The following is a 16,796-nucleotide window of genomic DNA, read 5'->3' on the forward strand; positions in this document are numbered from 1 at the left end:
TAAAATAAAAAAAATGGCATTCGATATAGAAATGATTAAAAAAGTGTACGCAAATGTTGTAGAACGTGTAGATGCAGCTCGTAAAATTACCGGAAAACCTTTAACCTTAGCAGAGAAAATTTTATATGCTCATCTTTGGGAAGGTAAACCAACCAAAGCATTTGCTAGGGGTAAAGATTATGTAGATTTTGCGCCAGATAGAATTGCCTTACAAGATGCAACAGCACAAATGGCTTTATTGCAATTTATGCAAGCAGGTAAAAATAAAGTTGCCGTTCCAACCACAACTCATTGCGATCACTTAATACAAGCAAAAAACGGTGCAAGTTCAGATTTACAAACAGCATTAAACACTAGTAATGAGGTTTTTAACTTTTTAGAATCTGTTTCTAATAAGTATGGTTTAGGGTTTTGGAAACCAGGTGCCGGAATTATACATCAAGTAGTTTTAGAAAATTATGCTTTTCCAGGAGGAATGATGATTGGTACAGATTCGCACACCGTAAATGCTGGTGGATTGGGTATGGTTGCCATAGGTGTTGGTGGTGCAGATGCTGTAGATGTAATGGCAGGAATGGCTTGGGAATTAAAATTTCCTAAATTAATTGGAGTAAAATTAACAGGTAAACTTTCTGGTTGGACAGCTCCAAAAGATGTTATTTTAAAAGTTGCCGATATTTTAACCGTTAAAGGTGGTACAGGTGCTATTGTAGAATATTTTGGCGAAGGTGCTACTGCAATGTCTTGTACAGGAAAAGGAACTATTTGTAATATGGGCGCAGAAATAGGAGCAACAACCTCTACTTTTGGGTATGACGATTCTATGGAACGTTATTTAAGAGCTACCGATAGAAGTGATGTTGCAGATGCTGCAAACAAAGTAAAAGACTATTTAACAGGTGATGCAGAAGTATATGCAAATCCAGAAGATTATTTTGACCAAGTAATCGAAATCAATTTATCTGAATTAAGTCCGTTATTAAATGGGCCATTTACACCAGACTTGTCTACAAAAGTAGGTGCAGATATGACCGCAATTGCAAATAAAAATGATTGGCCTTTAAAAGTAGAATGGGGTTTAATAGGGTCTTGTACCAACTCTTCTTATGAAGATTTATCTCGTGCTTCTTCTATTGCGCAACAAGCAATAGATAAAAATTTAGGTATTAAAGCAGAATTTGGTATCAATCCTGGTTCTGAAAAGGTACGATATACTGCAGATAGAGATGGTATTTTAGGAATTTTTGAACAACTAGATGCTACTATTTTTACAAATGCTTGTGGGCCATGTATAGGGCAATGGGCTCGATACTCAGATCCAGCAAACGCACCAAAAAATTCTATAATTCACTCTTTCAATAGAAACTTTGCAAAACGTGCAGATGGCAATCCAAATACACATGCCTTTGTAGCTTCACCAGAAATGGTTGCAGCAGTTACTATTGCAGGTCGTTTAGATTTTAATCCAATGACAGACACGTTAATTAATAAAAACGGAGAAGAAGTGATGTTAGACGAGCCTACTGGTTGGGAATTACCACCAAAAGGTTTTGAAGTAAAAGATGATGGTTTTCTTGCGCCAGAAGCAGACGGGAGTCATGTTAAAGTTGCAGTAAGCAAAGATTCTGAAAGATTGCAATTGTTAACGCCTTTTACTCCTCTAGGAGATACCATTAACGGAGCAAAATTACTAATTAAAGCTTTTGGTAAATGTACAACAGATCATATTTCTATGGCAGGACCGTGGTTGCGTTATAGAGGACACTTAGACAATATTGCAAACAATACTTTAATTGGTGCTGTAAATGCTTTTAATAAGAAGACAAATTTTGTGAAAAATCAATTAACAGGTGAATATGACGGAGTTCCTGCTGTGCAAAGAGCCTACAAAAAAGAAGGTATTAAAACTGTAGTTATTGGAGATCATAACTATGGCGAAGGTTCTTCTAGAGAGCATGCGGCAATGCAGCCAAGGCATCTAGGTGTTGCAGCAGTTATTGTAAAATCTTTTGCAAGAATTCATGAAACAAACCTTAAAAAACAAGGAATGTTAGGATTGACATTTGCAAATGAAGCAGATTATGATTTAATACAAGAAAACGATACTTTTAATTTTATTGATTTAAAAGAGTTTTCTCCTGAGAAACAACTAACTCTAGAAGTGGTGCATTCAGATGGAACAAAAGATCTAATTAAATTGAATCATACGTATAATGATGCTCAAATTAGTTGGTATCATGAAGGTTCTGCACTTAATTTAATTAAGAAAGAGAATGCTTAAAATAAGCGTTTTTTAGAGTTCATAAACAATTACTAGTTAGAAATAAATAGACGCTAAATAATTTAGTATATCATCTACTTATCATTATAAAATTAATGAATACAGAAAAATTTAATAATTTTTTATCTCAATTATCTAACTTACCTATTAGTGTAATTAAAACATCGGCTTTAAAAGATATTTTAAAGCCGATTGATCTTTCTGCCAAGAATAAAGAGTTGCTAAAGTTTGATACAGCTATTTCTAGTGACTGGGAAACTTATATAGCTACCTTTTTAGAAGATCATAAAGCAACCATTGCATTTGGTGGTTATTTAGAAAAAAGAAATTTATACGATAGAAGTAGTTATTTTAAAAATGTTTCTGAAAAAGAAAAAAGAAATATTCATTTAGGTGTTGACTTATGGTGTAAAGAAAACTCAAAAGTTTTAGCAGTACTTGATGGAAAGGTTCATAGTTTTAAAAATAATTTGAATTATGGAGATTATGGTCCTACAATTATCTTAGAGCATGAAATAGAAGGACAACTTTTTTACTCGCTTTATGGTCATTTAAACTTAAAATCGATACGTAATTTAAAAATAGGGCAATCCTTTTTACAAGGAAATGAAATTGGTGCCATAGGAAATGCATCTGTAAATGGAGATTATGCGCCCCATTTACATTTTCAACTCATTAGAAATTTAGAAAACTGTTTTGGTGATTATCCAGGTGTTTCATCCGAAGAAAAGAAAGAGTTTTATGCAAATAATTGCCCAGATCCCAATCTATTATTAAAATTGTATTAAATAGTGAGCCTATTTTACAATCTCATCGATGGCATTTATAATAATTTTACAACCTTTTTTAATTTCTTTGTCAGAGATTGTTAATGGTGGTGTTACTCGCATAGCACTTCCTTCAAACAATAAGAAAAATAAGATCAATCCTTTGTCGATACACTTGTAAATTACTTTTTGTGCCATTTCTGACGATTCTAAAATGACTGCTAACATTAACCCTTTACCTCTAATTTCTTTAATAGAAGGGTGGGTTAGTAGCTCTCTTATTAATATCTCTTTTCTTAAAGATTCTTTGAGTAAGTTTTTTCTTAAAATTTCTTTGACGGTTGCAACTGCTGCTGCTGCAATTACAGGATGACCAGCAAATGTAGAAATATGACCTAGTGTTGGGTTTTCTTTTAGCAGGCTCATGTGTTTGTAAGAGGCTATAAAAGCACCAATTGGCATACCACCGCCCAAACCTTTGCCTGTTATAACGATATCTGGTTGTACGTTATAATTTTCAAATCCCCAGAAACAGCCAGTTCTACCAATGCCTGTCTGTATTTCATCTAAAATTAGCAATGCGCCAACTTGTTCGCATCGTTGTTTTATTTTTAATAAAAAATTATTTTTAGGCTCAATAAAGCCAGCACCACCTTGAATAGTTTCTAAAATAACAGCAGCTGTTTTTGATGTTATATTAACAAGTTCTTTGTCATTATTAAACTCGATAAACTTTGTACCAGGTATTAAAGGTCTAAAAGCGGCATGTTGTTTTTCTACCCCAGAAACACTCATTGCACCCATAGTATTACCATGATAAGAGTTTTTTGCTGATATTATTTCGGCTCTATTGGTAACTCTTTTCGCTAATTTTATAGCACCTTCTGTTGCTTCTGTACCAGAATTTGTAATATAAACAGCCTCTAAATTTTTTGGAGAATTTTCTACAAGTAGCCTACATAAATCTACTTGTGGTTGTTGTACAAACTCGCCATAAACCATTACGTGTGCATACTTGTTTAGTTGCTTTTTGATGGCTCTTTTTACGTTGTAATTATTATGCCCAACACTGTTGGCAGAAACACCGGCAACAAAGTCTAGGTATTTTTTTCCAGAAGTATCATAAATATAGCTTCCTTTTGCTTTGGCTATTTCTAATGAAATAGGGTAATGAGATGTTTGCGCTTGGTATTTAAGAAAATCTTTTTTCAAACTTATTTTTTTATAGATAGGTTTGTACTAGGTTTAGGTGCTTTTTTTATCTTTTCTTTTTTGATGTCTAATTTATCAGTAGTTTTTGAACGCTCTTTTTTTACGATTGATAATTCAGATTTTATAAAAATATCTTCCATTTTTTTTGGTTGTTCACTTTCTCGCCAAATAAAACCTTCTAATTCTTTTACATCATCTGGTAATTGTGAGGGCGGATACGTTTTACCATCAGACTCTTTTAAGTATTTTATGGTTTGTATCAAACCATCTTTAAGTGTAAATTCTATATTGCTTGATATTTCTTTTGTAATTGTTTCTAAAACCTGTGTTTGTTCATTTCTATTAAAATAAACAGATTCAGCATTGCCCTTTACAAGTAAAAGATTGAGTTTGTTATTTTTAAATTTCCCAAAGATATTACGTCCTTTTATTTGGTTAAAATCTGTATTAGAAATAGAATCTTTAGAGATGATAAAAGAGTTATTAATCACTTTTAAAGAATCTAATTTTTGGGTATCTACTTTTGATTTTAGATGTATGGTATCTCCTGTTATTTGATTTTTTTCTGACCAAATTACAGGATTTGTAAACATTTTAGTCAAGCCTGTTTTCTGATTGGTATGAATAGAATCGCATTTTCCTTGTAAATCCGATTTAAATATTTTTACATTGTGGTAAGTACGTACAATTCTTTCTTTGGGTTTGCCAGTTACCAATAAGGTGTCTCCATGAATAAACATAGAGTCTTTATCGATAATCGATATTGCAACAGCTTTTTTGATGATAAATAACGAATCTTTTAATTCGAAAATTTCTGCATAATTGCCCTTTGTAATAAAATTTTTAACAGTATCGATTACTTTGATATTATTGGTTGCAGAGGCAAATCCTTTTCTTTTATCATAAAATAAACTATCGCCTTCAACAGTTCTTTCTTTTAAATATAATTTTGCATTTTTAACAAAGTGTGATACTGCTGTTTTCGTATTGTAAAAACCTCTTTCGCAATAAATTCTATTGTTATTACTAGAATTTGTAATTGTAGATGGGCCGTATAAATAGGTAAGACCAGAGTTTGTGTAATAATCTAAATGATTCGATTCTAAATGATGCTCTGGGTTTACAACCGTAACTCTAGTTGTTGCAGTAAATTTTTTATCTTCTAAATAATAATTACCGTTTTTACTTTTTAAAGTATTTGTTTGGTCTTTTATGGTAGCATAACTTCTGTAGTATAATTTTTGATTTAAGCGATCAAATTGCAATGTGTCCGATTTTAAAGTCATTGTATCATCCTTTAACACAACATTTCCCCAAGAAAGTGCTTGTTTCGAGTTGGCATCATAATCGGTATAATCACTTGTTTGCGTAATAGAATCTCCTTGCTTTATAATGACATTACCAATGGCTTTAAAAAAGTTTTTCTCTTTATAAAATAAGGCTTGTTCACTTTTTAAAACAATACCGTCATGCGTCATTTTTACATTACCAATTAGCAATGTTGCTCCTGGAAACTTGTCTTCATTGGCCTCTTGATATTCAGCTTCGTATTTTATTTTTTTCGATTGAGAAAAAAGAAATGAAGTTGATGCAATTAGGATTAAAAATAATATTTTTTTCAAACGGTTTAATTTTCAACAAAAATAAACAAAAGAATATTGCTTACTACTAAAGAAAAGTGAAAGTTCATTGATTACAATTCAATTCTTATTTTTTTTAAAAATTGATGAGGATAAAAATAATAATTTTAAGTTTGTATTTATGATAGATGCACAATTACTAAATTATTTAGAAGGTTTTTTAACAGACAAGAGAAAGCATTTGTTTAAAAAGGTTTTAGACAATAGAACCAATCATTTTACGGTTGTTTTAGAAGATATTTATCAAGCCCATAATGCAAGTGCGGTGGTTAGAACGGCAGATATTTTTGGTGTACAAGAAGTGCATACAATCGAAAATAAATACACCAATAGAGTTTCTAGACATGTTGCTAAAGGCTCTCAAAAATGGATTACCTCGAAACGTTATAATACAGACGGAGATAATACCAAAACTTGTTTAAATCATTTGCGCAATCAAGGATATCAAATAATAGCCACTACGCCTCATAATGACTCTTGTTTATTACACGAGTTTGATATTACTAAAAAATCGGCATTTGTTTTTGGGGTAGAAGCAAATGGGGTATCAGACCTTGTAAAAGAGCAAGCAGATGGATTTTTAAAAATACCGATGGTTGGTTTTACAGAGAGTTTAAATATTTCTGTAGCAGCGGCAATTATCTTACAAGAGGTAACAACTAAACTAAGAAAGTCTAATATTGCTTGGCAATTATCAACAAAAGAGAAAGAGGAGTTGTATTTTGATTGGGTACAGAAATCAATAAAAAATAGTGCAAAAATACAAGCACATTATCATCAAGAAATAAAAGAAAAGTAACTACGGTTTAACAATTACTTCTTTAACGGTAGCAGTAGAATCGCAGCGTTTTACCAATAAACTTATGTTTTCTAATGTTTTAACACCAGTAATATAATATTCGGCACAAGGTTTTTGTCTTGGTGCTCCTTTGCTAAAATTAACATCGCCGGTATGTAAGATGGTGCTTATTTTTAGGGTATCTATCTCAAACTTTTGCATTGCATTTTTTGCATCATCAGAATACAATCGTTGTTTTATACGAATCGATTTTAATGTTCTTGCATCCATACCATAATCAAATGTTGCTTTTTTCTTTTGCCAGAAAAAATACACACCAATACAGCCTAATGATAAACCCACTAAATAATATCCTATTCGTTTTAAAAGCATTGTAAAATTTTGAATTGCAAAGGTACTTTTTTGTTATGATAAAGTATCTTATAATATTAATAAATTAATATCTCTAAAAGGAATATCGAACCAATTTGCTACGGTTCTATTTGTTAAAACACCATGGTAAAAATACATACCGTTGCGCAAACTTTTATCAAATTTTGCCGCATTTTCGAAACCGCCTTCTTCTGCGATGTCTAGTAAATAAGGAGTAAAAATATTACTAATAGAAACAGAAGCAGTTCTTGCATATCGTGCAGGTATATTAGGTACACAATAATGTACTACACCATGTTTTATAAACGTAGGGTTTTTATGTGTGGTAACGTTAGAGGTTTCAAAACAACCACCTCTATCAATACTAACATCAATAATAACAGCACCTTCTTTCATGGTTTCTATCATTTCTTGTGTTGCACAAATTGGCGATCTATTTTTGCCTCTAATTGCACCAATGGCAACATCTGCTCGCATTAATGCTTTTGCAACAGATTTTGGTTGCAAAGTAGAAGTGTATATAGGTGCGTTTAAGCTGCTCTGTAATTTGCGTAATTTGGTAATAGAATTATCGAAAACTTTTACGCGAGCACCCAAACCAATAGCTGTTCTTGCTGCAAATTCGCCAACGGTACCTGCACCAAAAATAACAACGCTAGTAGGCGGTACACCACCAATGTTTCCTAATAACAAACCATTACCAACATTGGTGCCACTCATTAATTCGGCAGCAATTAAAACAGATGCAGTACCTGCAATTTCACTTAAAGATTTTACAATTGGGTAAGTGTCATGTTCATCTTTTATATAATCAAAGGCAACAGCGGTAATTCGTTTTTTTGATAATAAATGAAAGTAATTTTTGTTTTGTGTTTTTAGTTGAAGCGAAGAAATTAAAATTGTCTTCGGATTCATGTATTCAATTTCTTTTTCGCTCGGTGGTGCAACTTTTAATACAATATTACATTTAAAAGCTTCTTCTGTATTGTAAGATATTTTTGCCCCTGCATCGGAATATTCTTTGTCTGAATAATTTGCATTTTTACCGGCACCAGTTTCTAAAACAACTCGATGACCATGCGCAGATAAAGCAGAAACAGCATCTGGAGTTAAGCAAACTCTTTTTTCACCAGAATAGGTTTCTTTGGGCAAGCCAATAAACAACTCTCCTTTTTGCTTTTTTATTTCTAAGGTTTCTTCTTGCGGAAGCAACTCTTCTTTACTGAAAGGAGAAAATAAACTCATGATTTTATCTTATTTGAATATTTCTTTGTTGGTCTTCTAAAATTGTTAGCTCAATTTTAAGAGCTTCTAAAGGTAATAAATTTTCAATATTTTCTGGCCATTCTATCAAACACCAGTTTTTTGAGTCAAAATACTCATCTATTCCCATATCTAAGGCCTCTTCTTCGTCTTCTATTCTGTAGAAATCGAAATGATATACGATTTCATTTTCTTTAGTTTGATACTCGTTTACCAAAGAGAATGTAGGAGAAGAGATGCGATCTAAAACACCTAATTGTTTGCAAATTTCTTTGATAAGTGTTGTTTTACCAACACCCATTTCTCCGAAAAACAACAATGTTTTGTGTTCTTTTTTAGAAATAATTGCTGCAGCAATTTCAGAAACTTGATTTAAAGTATAGTTTTTGTTCATTTTGTAGTTAAAAATGTAAAAATAATAAACCTCAAAGTTATTTTAATGTCTTTGAAGTTTATTTTAAATGAAATAATTATATAGCCCAGATTGAAACGGCATCCTTTTTATGCGATGTAACTTTATAGATCTCATCTTAAACAAAACAAAGGCTTAACAAGATTAAAAGTTATTGCTATTTAAACTGCATAAAAAGATATAGTAGAAAGCTGGAAAAAGCTTCAAAAAAATATAATTATAAAACAGTTATTTTGGGCTATATATTGCACACGGAATAATGACTTCTTCTAATGAAATACCGCCATGCTGATAGGTGTTTTTATAGTATTTAACAAAATGGTTAAAGTTGTTTGGGTAAGCAAAAAACAAGTCTTCTTTAGCAAAGATAAAAGGACTATTCATTGATATTGAAGGTAAAAATATATCTTTCGGATTTTTTACTGCGTACACATTTTTCTCTTCATATGTTAAGCTTTTACCAGTCTTGTAACGAAGGTTTGCACTAATATTTTTGTCGCCAATAACTTTGCTAGGTTGTTTGCAATTAATGGTACCGTGGTCTGTGGTAATGATTAATTTTTGTCCAAGTTGCTGTGCTTTTTGTATGATTTCGAATAAAGGAGAGTTCTTAAACCAACTTAAAGTTAAGCTTCTGTAAGCTTTATCATCGCCAGCTAACTCTTTAATGACTTCCATTTCTGTTTTAGAATGCGATAGCATGTCAACAAAATTATATACAACCGCAGTTAAATCGTTTTCTTTAGTGCCATTGTAATTTTCTGCCAACTCTTTACCGTTTTTAAGGTTGGTAATTTTATAGTATTCATGTTTAATGTTTAGTCCTAATCTTTTAATTTGTGCAGATAGAAACTCGTTTTCATGCAAATTCATTCCACCTTCATCGGTATCGTTTTTCCAGAATTCAGGATATTTTTTATCCATATCTAGTGGCATCAAACCAGAAAAAATAGCATTTCTTGCATATTGAGTTGCGGTAGGTAGTATTGAAAAATAAGAATGTTCTTCTTCCTTTTTAAAATGGTTGTTTATGATAGGCTCTAAAATTCGGTATTGATCGAAACGCAAATTATCAATTACAACCCATAAAACACCTTGTTCTTTGCTTAGTTGTGGTGCCACATAATTTTTGAATAAAGTATGTGAAAATGTCGGTTTATCTTCAGAAGTTAAATACTCTTGGTAATTCTTTTTTATAAATTTAAAAAATTGATTATTGGCTTCTTGTTTTTGGCTTTCTAATATGCCTAACATACCGGTATCGTTAATATTTTCTAGCTCAAGCTCCCAATGAATTAGTTTTTTGTATAACTCTATCCAATCTTGGTAAGTAGTAACCATTCCCATATCCATAGATATTTTACGAAACTCTTGCTGATAATTTGCTGTTGTTTTTTCTGAGACCAATCTAGAGTTGTCTAAATTCTTTTTTAAACTTAAAAGAATTTGATTCGGATTTACAGGCTTAATCAAATAATCTGCAATTTTAGAGCCAATGGCTTCTTCCATAATATATTCTTCTTCACTTTTGGTAATCATTACCACAGGTAAATTTTGCTGTTGCTGTTTTATAGCCGCAAGTGTATCTAAACCAGACAAGCCAGGCATGTTTTCATCTAAAAAAACAATATCAAAATTTTGTTCGGTAACCAAATCAATTGCATCGGCACCATTTGTACAAGAAACTACCGTGTAATTTTTACTTTCTAAAAATAGAATGTGGGGTTTTAGCAATTCAATTTCATCATCTACCCATAAAATTTGTATCTGGCTCATATATTGTATTTATTTCTAAGATTAGAACGATAAAAATACATATTTGTTATTCTAGTAAGTGCTTATAAATGATAAAATATTGCCAATTATAACACGTCAATGATTAGATTGTAAAATAGGATTGAAAATGACTCTATAAAGTTTGGCTGATTTGCCTATAAATTATAAAAAACCAGCAAAACAAATTACTGTGAAACTATAAATTTGTATTTTGCCATTTATTGAAAAAATGAACCTTTTGAAGAATAAAATACCCAATAAATTAAAAATATTGAATGACCCTATTTATGGTTTTATTCAAATACCAAATACATTAATTTTTGATATTATAGAACATCCTTATTTTCAGCGTCTCAGAAGAATAACGCAAATGGGGTTTTCTAACTTGGTATATCCTGGTGCTAATCATACCCGTTTTCATCATGCAATAGGGTGTATGCATTTAATGCAAAAAGCTGTCAATGTTTTAAGGCTAAAACAAGTTGTAATTTCGAAAGAAGAAGAAACAGCCTTGTATGTGGCTATTTTATTACACGATATTGGTCATGGTGCTTTTTCTCATGCATTAGAGCATAGTATTGTTAGTGGTATTTCTCATGAAGAGATTTCTTTAAAATTTATGCAAAAGTTAAATGCCGAGTTTGATGGACAATTATCATTAGCAATTCAGATTTTTGAAGGCAATTATTCTCGTAAGTTTATGTGTCAGTTAATATCTAGTCAGTTAGATGTAGATCGATTAGACTATTTAAAGCGAGATAGTTTTTATACAGGTGTTACAGAGGGTAATATTTCTTCGGATCGATTAATAGCCATGATGAATGTTAAAGATGATGCCTTGGTCATAGAGGAAAAAGGAATTTATTCTGTTGAAAAATTTTTAATGGCAAGGCGTTTAATGTATTGGCAGGTTTATTTACATAAAACAGGCTTGGTGGCAGAAAACATGTTGGTTAATGTTTTAAAAAGAGCCAAACAATTGGCAGAGCAGGGCAAAGATTTATATGCAAGTACTGCTTTAAAATACTTTTTGTACAACCCAATATCTAAAGTAAATTTTAATGAAGAAACATTACGTAAATTTTCTATTTTAGATGATTATGATATTTTGTCTGCCATTAAAGAGTGGATGCATCATGAAGATAAAGTACTTTCTACATTGTCTAAAATGATTATTGATAGAAAATTGTTACGTATTGAAATTCAGGAAGATGTATTTACTGATTTGCAAATAGAGACCCGTATTAAAAAAGCAATGAAGAAGTTAGATGTTTCTGAAAACGAAGCCCAATTTTTTGTTTTTTCTAAAAAAATAGTGAATCAGGCGTACCAACAAGACAAGCCTATTTTTATACGTAATAAAAAAGGACAGTTGAAAGATATTGCAAAAGCTTCTGATCAATTAAACATTCAGGCACTCACAAATCCTGTTGTTAAACATTTTATTTGCTATCCAAAGTAAAAAGAGATTAGCCAAATCACTATAAATTTTATATTTTTGCATTTGATGAAATTTACAACAAAACAAATAGCTACTCTTTTAGATGGCGATATAGAAGGGAATCCGGATGAAGAGGTTTCTACACTTTCTAAAATAGAAGAAGGTAAAAAAGGTTCTTTATCTTTTTTGTCTAACCCTAAATACAACTCATACTTATACACTACAAATGCATCTATCGTAATCATTAATAAAGACTTTTTATTAGAGAAAGAGATAGATACTACGCTGATTAGAGTAGAAAATGCCTACGAGTCTTTTTCTAAATTACTAGCATTTTACAATGAAGTAAAAAATGATAAAGTAGGTGTAGAGCAACCTAGTTTTGTATCAACTTCAGCTAAAATAGGAACAAACGGGTATTTAGGTGCTTTTTCTTACATAGGAGAAAATGTTGTTATTGGTAATAATGTAAAAATTTACCCGAACTCATATATTGGTGATAATACTGTGATAGGCGATAATACAATCATTTTTGCAGGTGTTAAAATATATTCTGAAACAGTGATCGGGAAAAATTGTAAAATACATTCAGGCGTAGTAATAGGCTCTGATGGTTTTGGTTTTGCTCCTGATAATGACGGAGAATATACCGCAATACCTCAAATAGGAAATGTTGTCTTAGAAGACAATGTAGATATTGGTGCAGCTTCTACTATTGATAGAGCCACACTAGGGTCTACTATCATTAGAAAAGGGGTAAAGTTAGATAATCAAATACAGATAGCACACAATGTAGAAATTGGCAAGCATACTGTAATTGCCTCACAAACTGGCGTTGCAGGATCTACCAAAATAGGGAGTCACTGTATGATTGGTGGTCAAGTTGGTGTTGCAGGTCATGTGAAAATAGGTAACAACGTAAAAGTACTTGCGCAATCTGGCGTTACTAAAAACGTTAAAGAGAATCAAATAATTAGTGGTACACCTGCTTTTAAAGTTTTAGACTACAATAGAAGTTCGGTGCATTTTAAAAATTTACCAAAAATAGTATCAAAAGTTAATCAACTAGAAATAGAGTTGAGGGGGAACAAATAAATTGAATATGAGTAAGAAACAAAAAACGATTCAAAAAGAAGTAAGTTTATCTGGTGTTGGTATTCATACTGGTAACACCGTAAATATGACTATAAAACCTGCTCCTGTAAATCATGGATTTGCGTTTAGTAGAGTAGATCTAGAGGGTGCACCTATTATTGCTGCAAAAGCAGAGTATGTTGTAAACACACAAAGAGGAACCAATTTAGAGAAAAACGGTGTTCAAATTCAAACTTCAGAGCATGTTTTAGCGGCTGCTGTTGGTTTAGATATCGACAATTTATTAATTGAATTAGATTCTTCTGAGCCTCCTATTATGGATGGTTCTTCGAAATATTTTATAGAAGCATTAGAAAAAGCAGGCATACAAGAACAAGATGCAGATATAGAAGAATATGTAGTAAAAGAAATTATTTCTTACAAAGATGAGGCTACTGGTAGCGAGATTATTTTAATGCCTTCTGATGAGTATCAAGTAACCACAATGGTTGATTTTGGTACAAAAATATTAGGCACACAAAATGCAACACTGCAGAAAATGTCTGATTTTAAAGAAGAGATTGCTGCAGCAAGAACTTTTAGTTTTTTACATGAAATTGAAATGTTAATAGAAAATGACCTTATAAAAGGAGGTGATTTAAATAATGCTATTGTTTATGTAGACAAAGAATTGTCTAACGATACGATGCAAAAATTAAAAAAGGCATTTAACAAAAAAGACATTGCTGTTAAGCCAAACGGTATTTTAGATAACTTAACATTGCATTGGGCAAATGAAGCGGCTAGACACAAGTTGTTAGATGTTATTGGCGATTTAGCTTTGGTAGGTATTAGAATTAAAGGAAAAGTAATTGCTAACAAACCAGGACATTTAATTAATACATTATTTGCTAAAAAATTAGCAAAAATGATTAAGCTAGAAAAAAGAAACAATGTACCTGCATATAACTTAAATGAAACACCTTTGATGGATATTCATCAAATTATGGATGTTTTACCTCATAGACCACCCTTTTTACTAATAGACAGAATATTAGAGCTTTCTGATACGCATGTTGTTGGTATGAAAAATGTAACAATGAATGAAAATTTCTTTGTAGGGCATTTTCCAGGATCTCCAGTAATGCCAGGTGTTTTACAGGTAGAAGCTATGGCGCAATGTGGTGGTGTGTTGGTTTTAAATACAGTACCAGACCCAGAGAATTATCTAACGTATTTTATGAAGATGGATAATGTAAAGTTTAAGCAAAAAGTTTTACCAGGAGATACTGTTATTTTTAAATGCGAATTAATAACACCAATTAGAAGAGGTATTTGTCATATGCAAGCCTATGCGTATGCCAATGGTAAATTGGTAGCAGAAGCAGAATTAATGGCACAAATTTCAAAAATAAAATAACTATGAATCAACCATTAGCTTACGTTCATCCCCAAGCAAAAATAGCTAGAAATGTAGTTATAGAGCCTTTTACAACCATTCATAATAATGTTACTATAGGTTCTGGCACCTGGATAGGATCTAACGTTACCATTATGGAAGGTGCTAGAATAGGTAAAAACTGTAGGATTTTTCCGGGTGCAGTTATTTCTGCAATTCCGCAAGACTTAAAGTTTGATGATGAAGAGACCACAGTAGAAATTGGCGATAATGTAACTATAAGAGAATGTGTTACTATCAACAGAGGTACTTCTGATAGAATGAAAACAAAAATTGGAGACAATTGTTTGATTATGGCTTATTGTCACGTAGCGCATGATACTTTTGTTGGTGAAAATTGTATTTTTTCTAACAATACAACATTAGCAGGTCATGTAACTATTGGTAACAACGTAGTGCTTGCAGGTATGGTGGCTATTCATCAATTTGCATCAGTTGGTAATCATGCCTTTGTAACAGGCGGTTCTTTGGTTAGAAAAGATGTACCACCATTTGTTAAAGCTGCAAGAGAGCCACTATCATATGTAGGTATTAACTCTGTGGGATTAAGAAGAAGAGGTTTTACAACCGAAAAAATTAGAGAAATTCAGAATATTTATAGAATACTATTTCAGCAAAATTATAACTATACACAAGCGATAGATATTATTGAGGCAGAAATGGAAGCAACAACAGAACGTGATGAAATTGTGCAGTTTATAAAAGACTCGCACAGAGGAATTATGAAAGGTTATTATAAAGCAAATTAAACATATAGAAATGGCAACAACTTCAGATATTAGAAACGGATTATGTATTAGGTATAACAATGATATCTATAAAATAGTAGAATTTTTACACGTAAAGCCAGGTAAAGGCCCAGCTTTTGTAAGAACAAAATTAAAGAGTGTAACCAACGGTAAGGTAGTAGATAATACTTTTCCTGCAGGTAGAAAAATTGATGATGTTCGAGTAGAAACACATAAATTTCAATTTTTATACAATGATGGCGAGTTTTATCATTTTATGAATGAAGCAGATTATACACAAATTCGTTTGTTAGAAGCTGCTTTAGACAACCCTGGGTTAATGAAAGAAGGAGAAATAGTAACTATAATTATTAATTCTGAAGATAACATGCCGTTGTCTGTAGAGTTACCAGCAAGTGTAATTTTAGAAATAACAGCAACAGAGCCAGGTGTAAAAGGAAATACAGCGACCAACGCAACTAAACCAGCTACTGTAGAAACTGGTGCTTCTGTAAATGTGCCTTTATTTATTAATGAAGGTGATAAAATTAAAGTAGAAACAACTAAAGGTACTTACCAAGAAAGAATTAAAGAATAATTACTTTTAATAGGTACGTATGAAATTTAAAAAAGTACAAACTCTACAACAAATAGCAACACTAATAGATGCAAAATTTATTGGTGATGCTGTTTTTTCTATTTCAGGTATTAATGAAATTCATGTTGTAGAAAGTGGTGATATTGTTTTTGTAGATCACCCAAAGTATTATGACAAAGCATTAAATTCTGCGGCAACAACGATTCTAATTAACAAAGAAGTTGAGTGCCCAGAAGGAAAATCATTGTTAATTTCCGAAGATCCTTTTAGAGATTTTAATAAAATAACCAATCATTTTAATCCGTTTATAGCATCAAAAGAAAGCATTGCAGATACTGCTGTTATTGGAGAAGGAACAATTATACAGCCAAATGTTTTTATTGGTAACAATGTTGTTATTGGTAAAAATTGTGTCATACACCCAAATGTTACTATTTATGATGATAGTATTATTGGTAACAATGTAACGATTCATGCAAATACAGTTTTAGGAGCCGATGCTTTTTATTATAAGAATAGAGCAACAGGTTTTGATAAATTAATTTCTGGAGGTAGAGTAGTGTTAGAAGATGATGTAGATTTGGGTGCTTCTTGTACCATTGATAAAGGAGTTACAGGAGATACAACCATAGGTAAAGGAACTAAAATAGACAACCAAGTACATGTTGGGCATGATACACGTATCGGAAAAAAGTGTTTAATAGCCTCTCAAACAGGTATTGCAGGTTGTGTAGTTATAGAAGACGAGGTTACAATTTGGGGGCAAGTTGGTACCAATAGTGGAATTACAATTGGTAAAGGAGCTGTTATTTTAGGGCAAACTGGTGTTACAAAATCGGTTGCTGGTGGTAAAAGCTATTTTGGAACGCCAATATCAGAATCTAGAGAAAAATTAAAAGAATTAGCTGAAATAAAACGTTTTTTAAAAGAACGAAAGAAATCTTAATTTTCTTTTTTAAAAGACCTAAAAAAGT

15 protein-coding genes are annotated in these 16,796 nt (G+C 31.8%); 9 read left to right on the forward strand and 6 right to left on the reverse strand.

All coding sequences use genetic code 11. From position 1 onward, the window contains the following. Positions 1-13: 13 nt before the first annotated feature. A complete protein-coding gene (locus tag Q0678_RS01045; protein ID WP_299052688.1) occupies positions 14-2,281 on the forward strand; it encodes an aconitate hydratase in 2,268 nt (755 codons plus the stop codon). A gap of 95 nt (positions 2,282-2,376) precedes the next feature. Beyond that, positions 2,377-3,069 (forward strand): peptidoglycan DD-metalloendopeptidase family protein, encoded by a 693-nt coding sequence (locus tag Q0678_RS01050; RefSeq protein ID WP_299052691.1) that lies wholly within the window; start codon positions 2,377-2,379, stop codon positions 3,067-3,069. A gap of 9 nt (positions 3,070-3,078) precedes the next feature. Here Q0678_RS01050 and Q0678_RS01055 read toward each other — a convergent pair whose 3' ends face one another. Together Q0678_RS01055 and Q0678_RS01060 are read right to left on the reverse strand one after the other, a co-directional pair. Further along, positions 3,079-4,260: an aspartate aminotransferase family protein gene (locus Q0678_RS01055; RefSeq protein ID WP_299052694.1), complete on the reverse strand. Its 1,182-nt coding sequence runs from the start codon at positions 4,258-4,260 to the stop codon at positions 3,079-3,081. A 2-nt stretch (positions 4,261-4,262) separates the two neighbouring features. Next, positions 4,263-5,882, reverse strand: a complete 1,620-nt coding sequence (locus tag Q0678_RS01060; RefSeq protein WP_299052696.1) for an OstA-like protein — start codon at positions 5,880-5,882, stop codon at positions 4,263-4,265. A 139-nt stretch (positions 5,883-6,021) separates the two neighbouring features. Between Q0678_RS01060 and Q0678_RS01065 the strand changes: the two genes are divergently transcribed. Further along, complete coding sequence (locus Q0678_RS01065; protein ID WP_299053746.1) at positions 6,022-6,699, forward strand: RNA methyltransferase; 678 nt, start codon at positions 6,022-6,024, stop codon at positions 6,697-6,699. Here the strand turns inward: Q0678_RS01065 and Q0678_RS01070 are convergent, their stop codons facing one another. From Q0678_RS01070 to Q0678_RS01085, 4 genes are all read right to left on the reverse strand, one after another. Further along, positions 6,700-7,071, reverse strand: a complete 372-nt coding sequence (locus Q0678_RS01070; RefSeq protein WP_299052699.1) for a DUF4258 domain-containing protein — start codon at positions 7,069-7,071, stop codon at positions 6,700-6,702. A 48-nt stretch (positions 7,072-7,119) separates the two neighbouring features. Next, entirely contained in the window at positions 7,120-8,316 is a 1,197-nt protein-coding gene (locus Q0678_RS01075; RefSeq protein WP_299052701.1) for an alanine dehydrogenase, read from the reverse strand. 4 nt (positions 8,317-8,320) lie between these two features. Then, positions 8,321-8,728, reverse strand: coding sequence for a tRNA (adenosine(37)-N6)-threonylcarbamoyltransferase complex ATPase subunit type 1 TsaE (gene tsaE / locus Q0678_RS01080; protein ID WP_299052706.1), 408 nt, complete (start codon positions 8,726-8,728; stop codon positions 8,321-8,323). Positions 8,729-8,974: 246 nt separating this feature from the next. Continuing rightward, complete coding sequence (locus Q0678_RS01085) at positions 8,975-10,522, reverse strand: bifunctional response regulator/alkaline phosphatase family protein (RefSeq protein WP_299052709.1); 1,548 nt, start codon at positions 10,520-10,522, stop codon at positions 8,975-8,977. A 229-nt stretch (positions 10,523-10,751) separates the two neighbouring features. On the opposite strand from Q0678_RS01085, the gene Q0678_RS01090 reads away from it, so the two are divergent. Genes Q0678_RS01090 through Q0678_RS01115 form a run of 6 tightly spaced genes read left to right on the forward strand, consistent with a single transcriptional unit; the run spans position 10,752 to position 16,768 of the window. Next, a complete protein-coding gene (locus tag Q0678_RS01090; RefSeq protein WP_299052712.1) occupies positions 10,752-11,984 on the forward strand; it encodes an HD domain-containing protein in 1,233 nt (410 codons plus the stop codon). Between the two features lie 45 nt (positions 11,985-12,029). Beyond that, positions 12,030-13,058 (forward strand): UDP-3-O-(3-hydroxymyristoyl)glucosamine N-acyltransferase, encoded by a 1,029-nt coding sequence (gene lpxD / locus Q0678_RS01095; protein WP_299052715.1) that lies wholly within the window; start codon positions 12,030-12,032, stop codon positions 13,056-13,058. Positions 13,059-13,065: 7 nt separating this feature from the next. Next, complete coding sequence (locus tag Q0678_RS01100) at positions 13,066-14,457, forward strand: bifunctional UDP-3-O-[3-hydroxymyristoyl] N-acetylglucosamine deacetylase/3-hydroxyacyl-ACP dehydratase (RefSeq protein WP_299052718.1); 1,392 nt, start codon at positions 13,066-13,068, stop codon at positions 14,455-14,457. A gap of 2 nt (positions 14,458-14,459) precedes the next feature. Continuing rightward, entirely contained in the window at positions 14,460-15,245 is a 786-nt protein-coding gene (lpxA, locus tag Q0678_RS01105; protein ID WP_299052721.1) for an acyl-ACP--UDP-N-acetylglucosamine O-acyltransferase, read from the forward strand. Positions 15,246-15,255: 10 nt separating this feature from the next. Next, entirely contained in the window at positions 15,256-15,822 is a 567-nt protein-coding gene (efp, locus tag Q0678_RS01110) for an elongation factor P (protein WP_299052724.1), read from the forward strand. A 19-nt stretch (positions 15,823-15,841) separates the two neighbouring features. Beyond that, positions 15,842-16,768, forward strand: a complete 927-nt coding sequence (locus Q0678_RS01115) for a UDP-3-O-(3-hydroxymyristoyl)glucosamine N-acyltransferase (RefSeq protein WP_299052726.1) — start codon at positions 15,842-15,844, stop codon at positions 16,766-16,768. Positions 16,769-16,796 lie beyond the last annotated feature (28 nt).

It is taken from the genome of uncultured Polaribacter sp., from assembly GCF_947497125.1.
Taxonomy (GTDB): domain Bacteria; phylum Bacteroidota; class Bacteroidia; order Flavobacteriales; family Flavobacteriaceae; genus Polaribacter.

Coding starts and splice junctions, on each gene's coding strand:
- Q0678_RS01065 (WP_299053746.1), top strand. CDS start 6,022: ATGATAGATGCACAATTACTAAATTATTTAGAAGGTTTTTTAACAGAC.
- Q0678_RS01045 (WP_299052688.1), top strand. CDS start 14: ATGGCATTCGATATAGAAATGATTAAAAAAGTGTACGCAAATGTTGTA.
- Q0678_RS01050 (WP_299052691.1), top strand. CDS start 2,377: ATGAATACAGAAAAATTTAATAATTTTTTATCTCAATTATCTAACTTA.
- Q0678_RS01100 (WP_299052718.1), top strand. CDS start 13,066: ATGAGTAAGAAACAAAAAACGATTCAAAAAGAAGTAAGTTTATCTGGT.
- Q0678_RS01070 (WP_299052699.1), bottom strand. CDS start 7,071: ATGCTTTTAAAACGAATAGGATATTATTTAGTGGGTTTATCATTAGGC.
- lpxA (WP_299052721.1), top strand. CDS start 14,460: ATGAATCAACCATTAGCTTACGTTCATCCCCAAGCAAAAATAGCTAGA.
- Q0678_RS01085 (WP_299052709.1), bottom strand. CDS start 10,522: ATGAGCCAGATACAAATTTTATGGGTAGATGATGAAATTGAATTGCTA.
- tsaE (WP_299052706.1), bottom strand. CDS start 8,728: ATGAACAAAAACTATACTTTAAATCAAGTTTCTGAAATTGCTGCAGCA.
- Q0678_RS01115 (WP_299052726.1), top strand. CDS start 15,842: ATGAAATTTAAAAAAGTACAAACTCTACAACAAATAGCAACACTAATA.
- lpxD (WP_299052715.1), top strand. CDS start 12,030: ATGAAATTTACAACAAAACAAATAGCTACTCTTTTAGATGGCGATATA.
- efp (WP_299052724.1), top strand. CDS start 15,256: ATGGCAACAACTTCAGATATTAGAAACGGATTATGTATTAGGTATAAC.
- Q0678_RS01075 (WP_299052701.1), bottom strand. CDS start 8,316: ATGAGTTTATTTTCTCCTTTCAGTAAAGAAGAGTTGCTTCCGCAAGAA.
- Q0678_RS01090 (WP_299052712.1), top strand. CDS start 10,752: ATGAACCTTTTGAAGAATAAAATACCCAATAAATTAAAAATATTGAAT.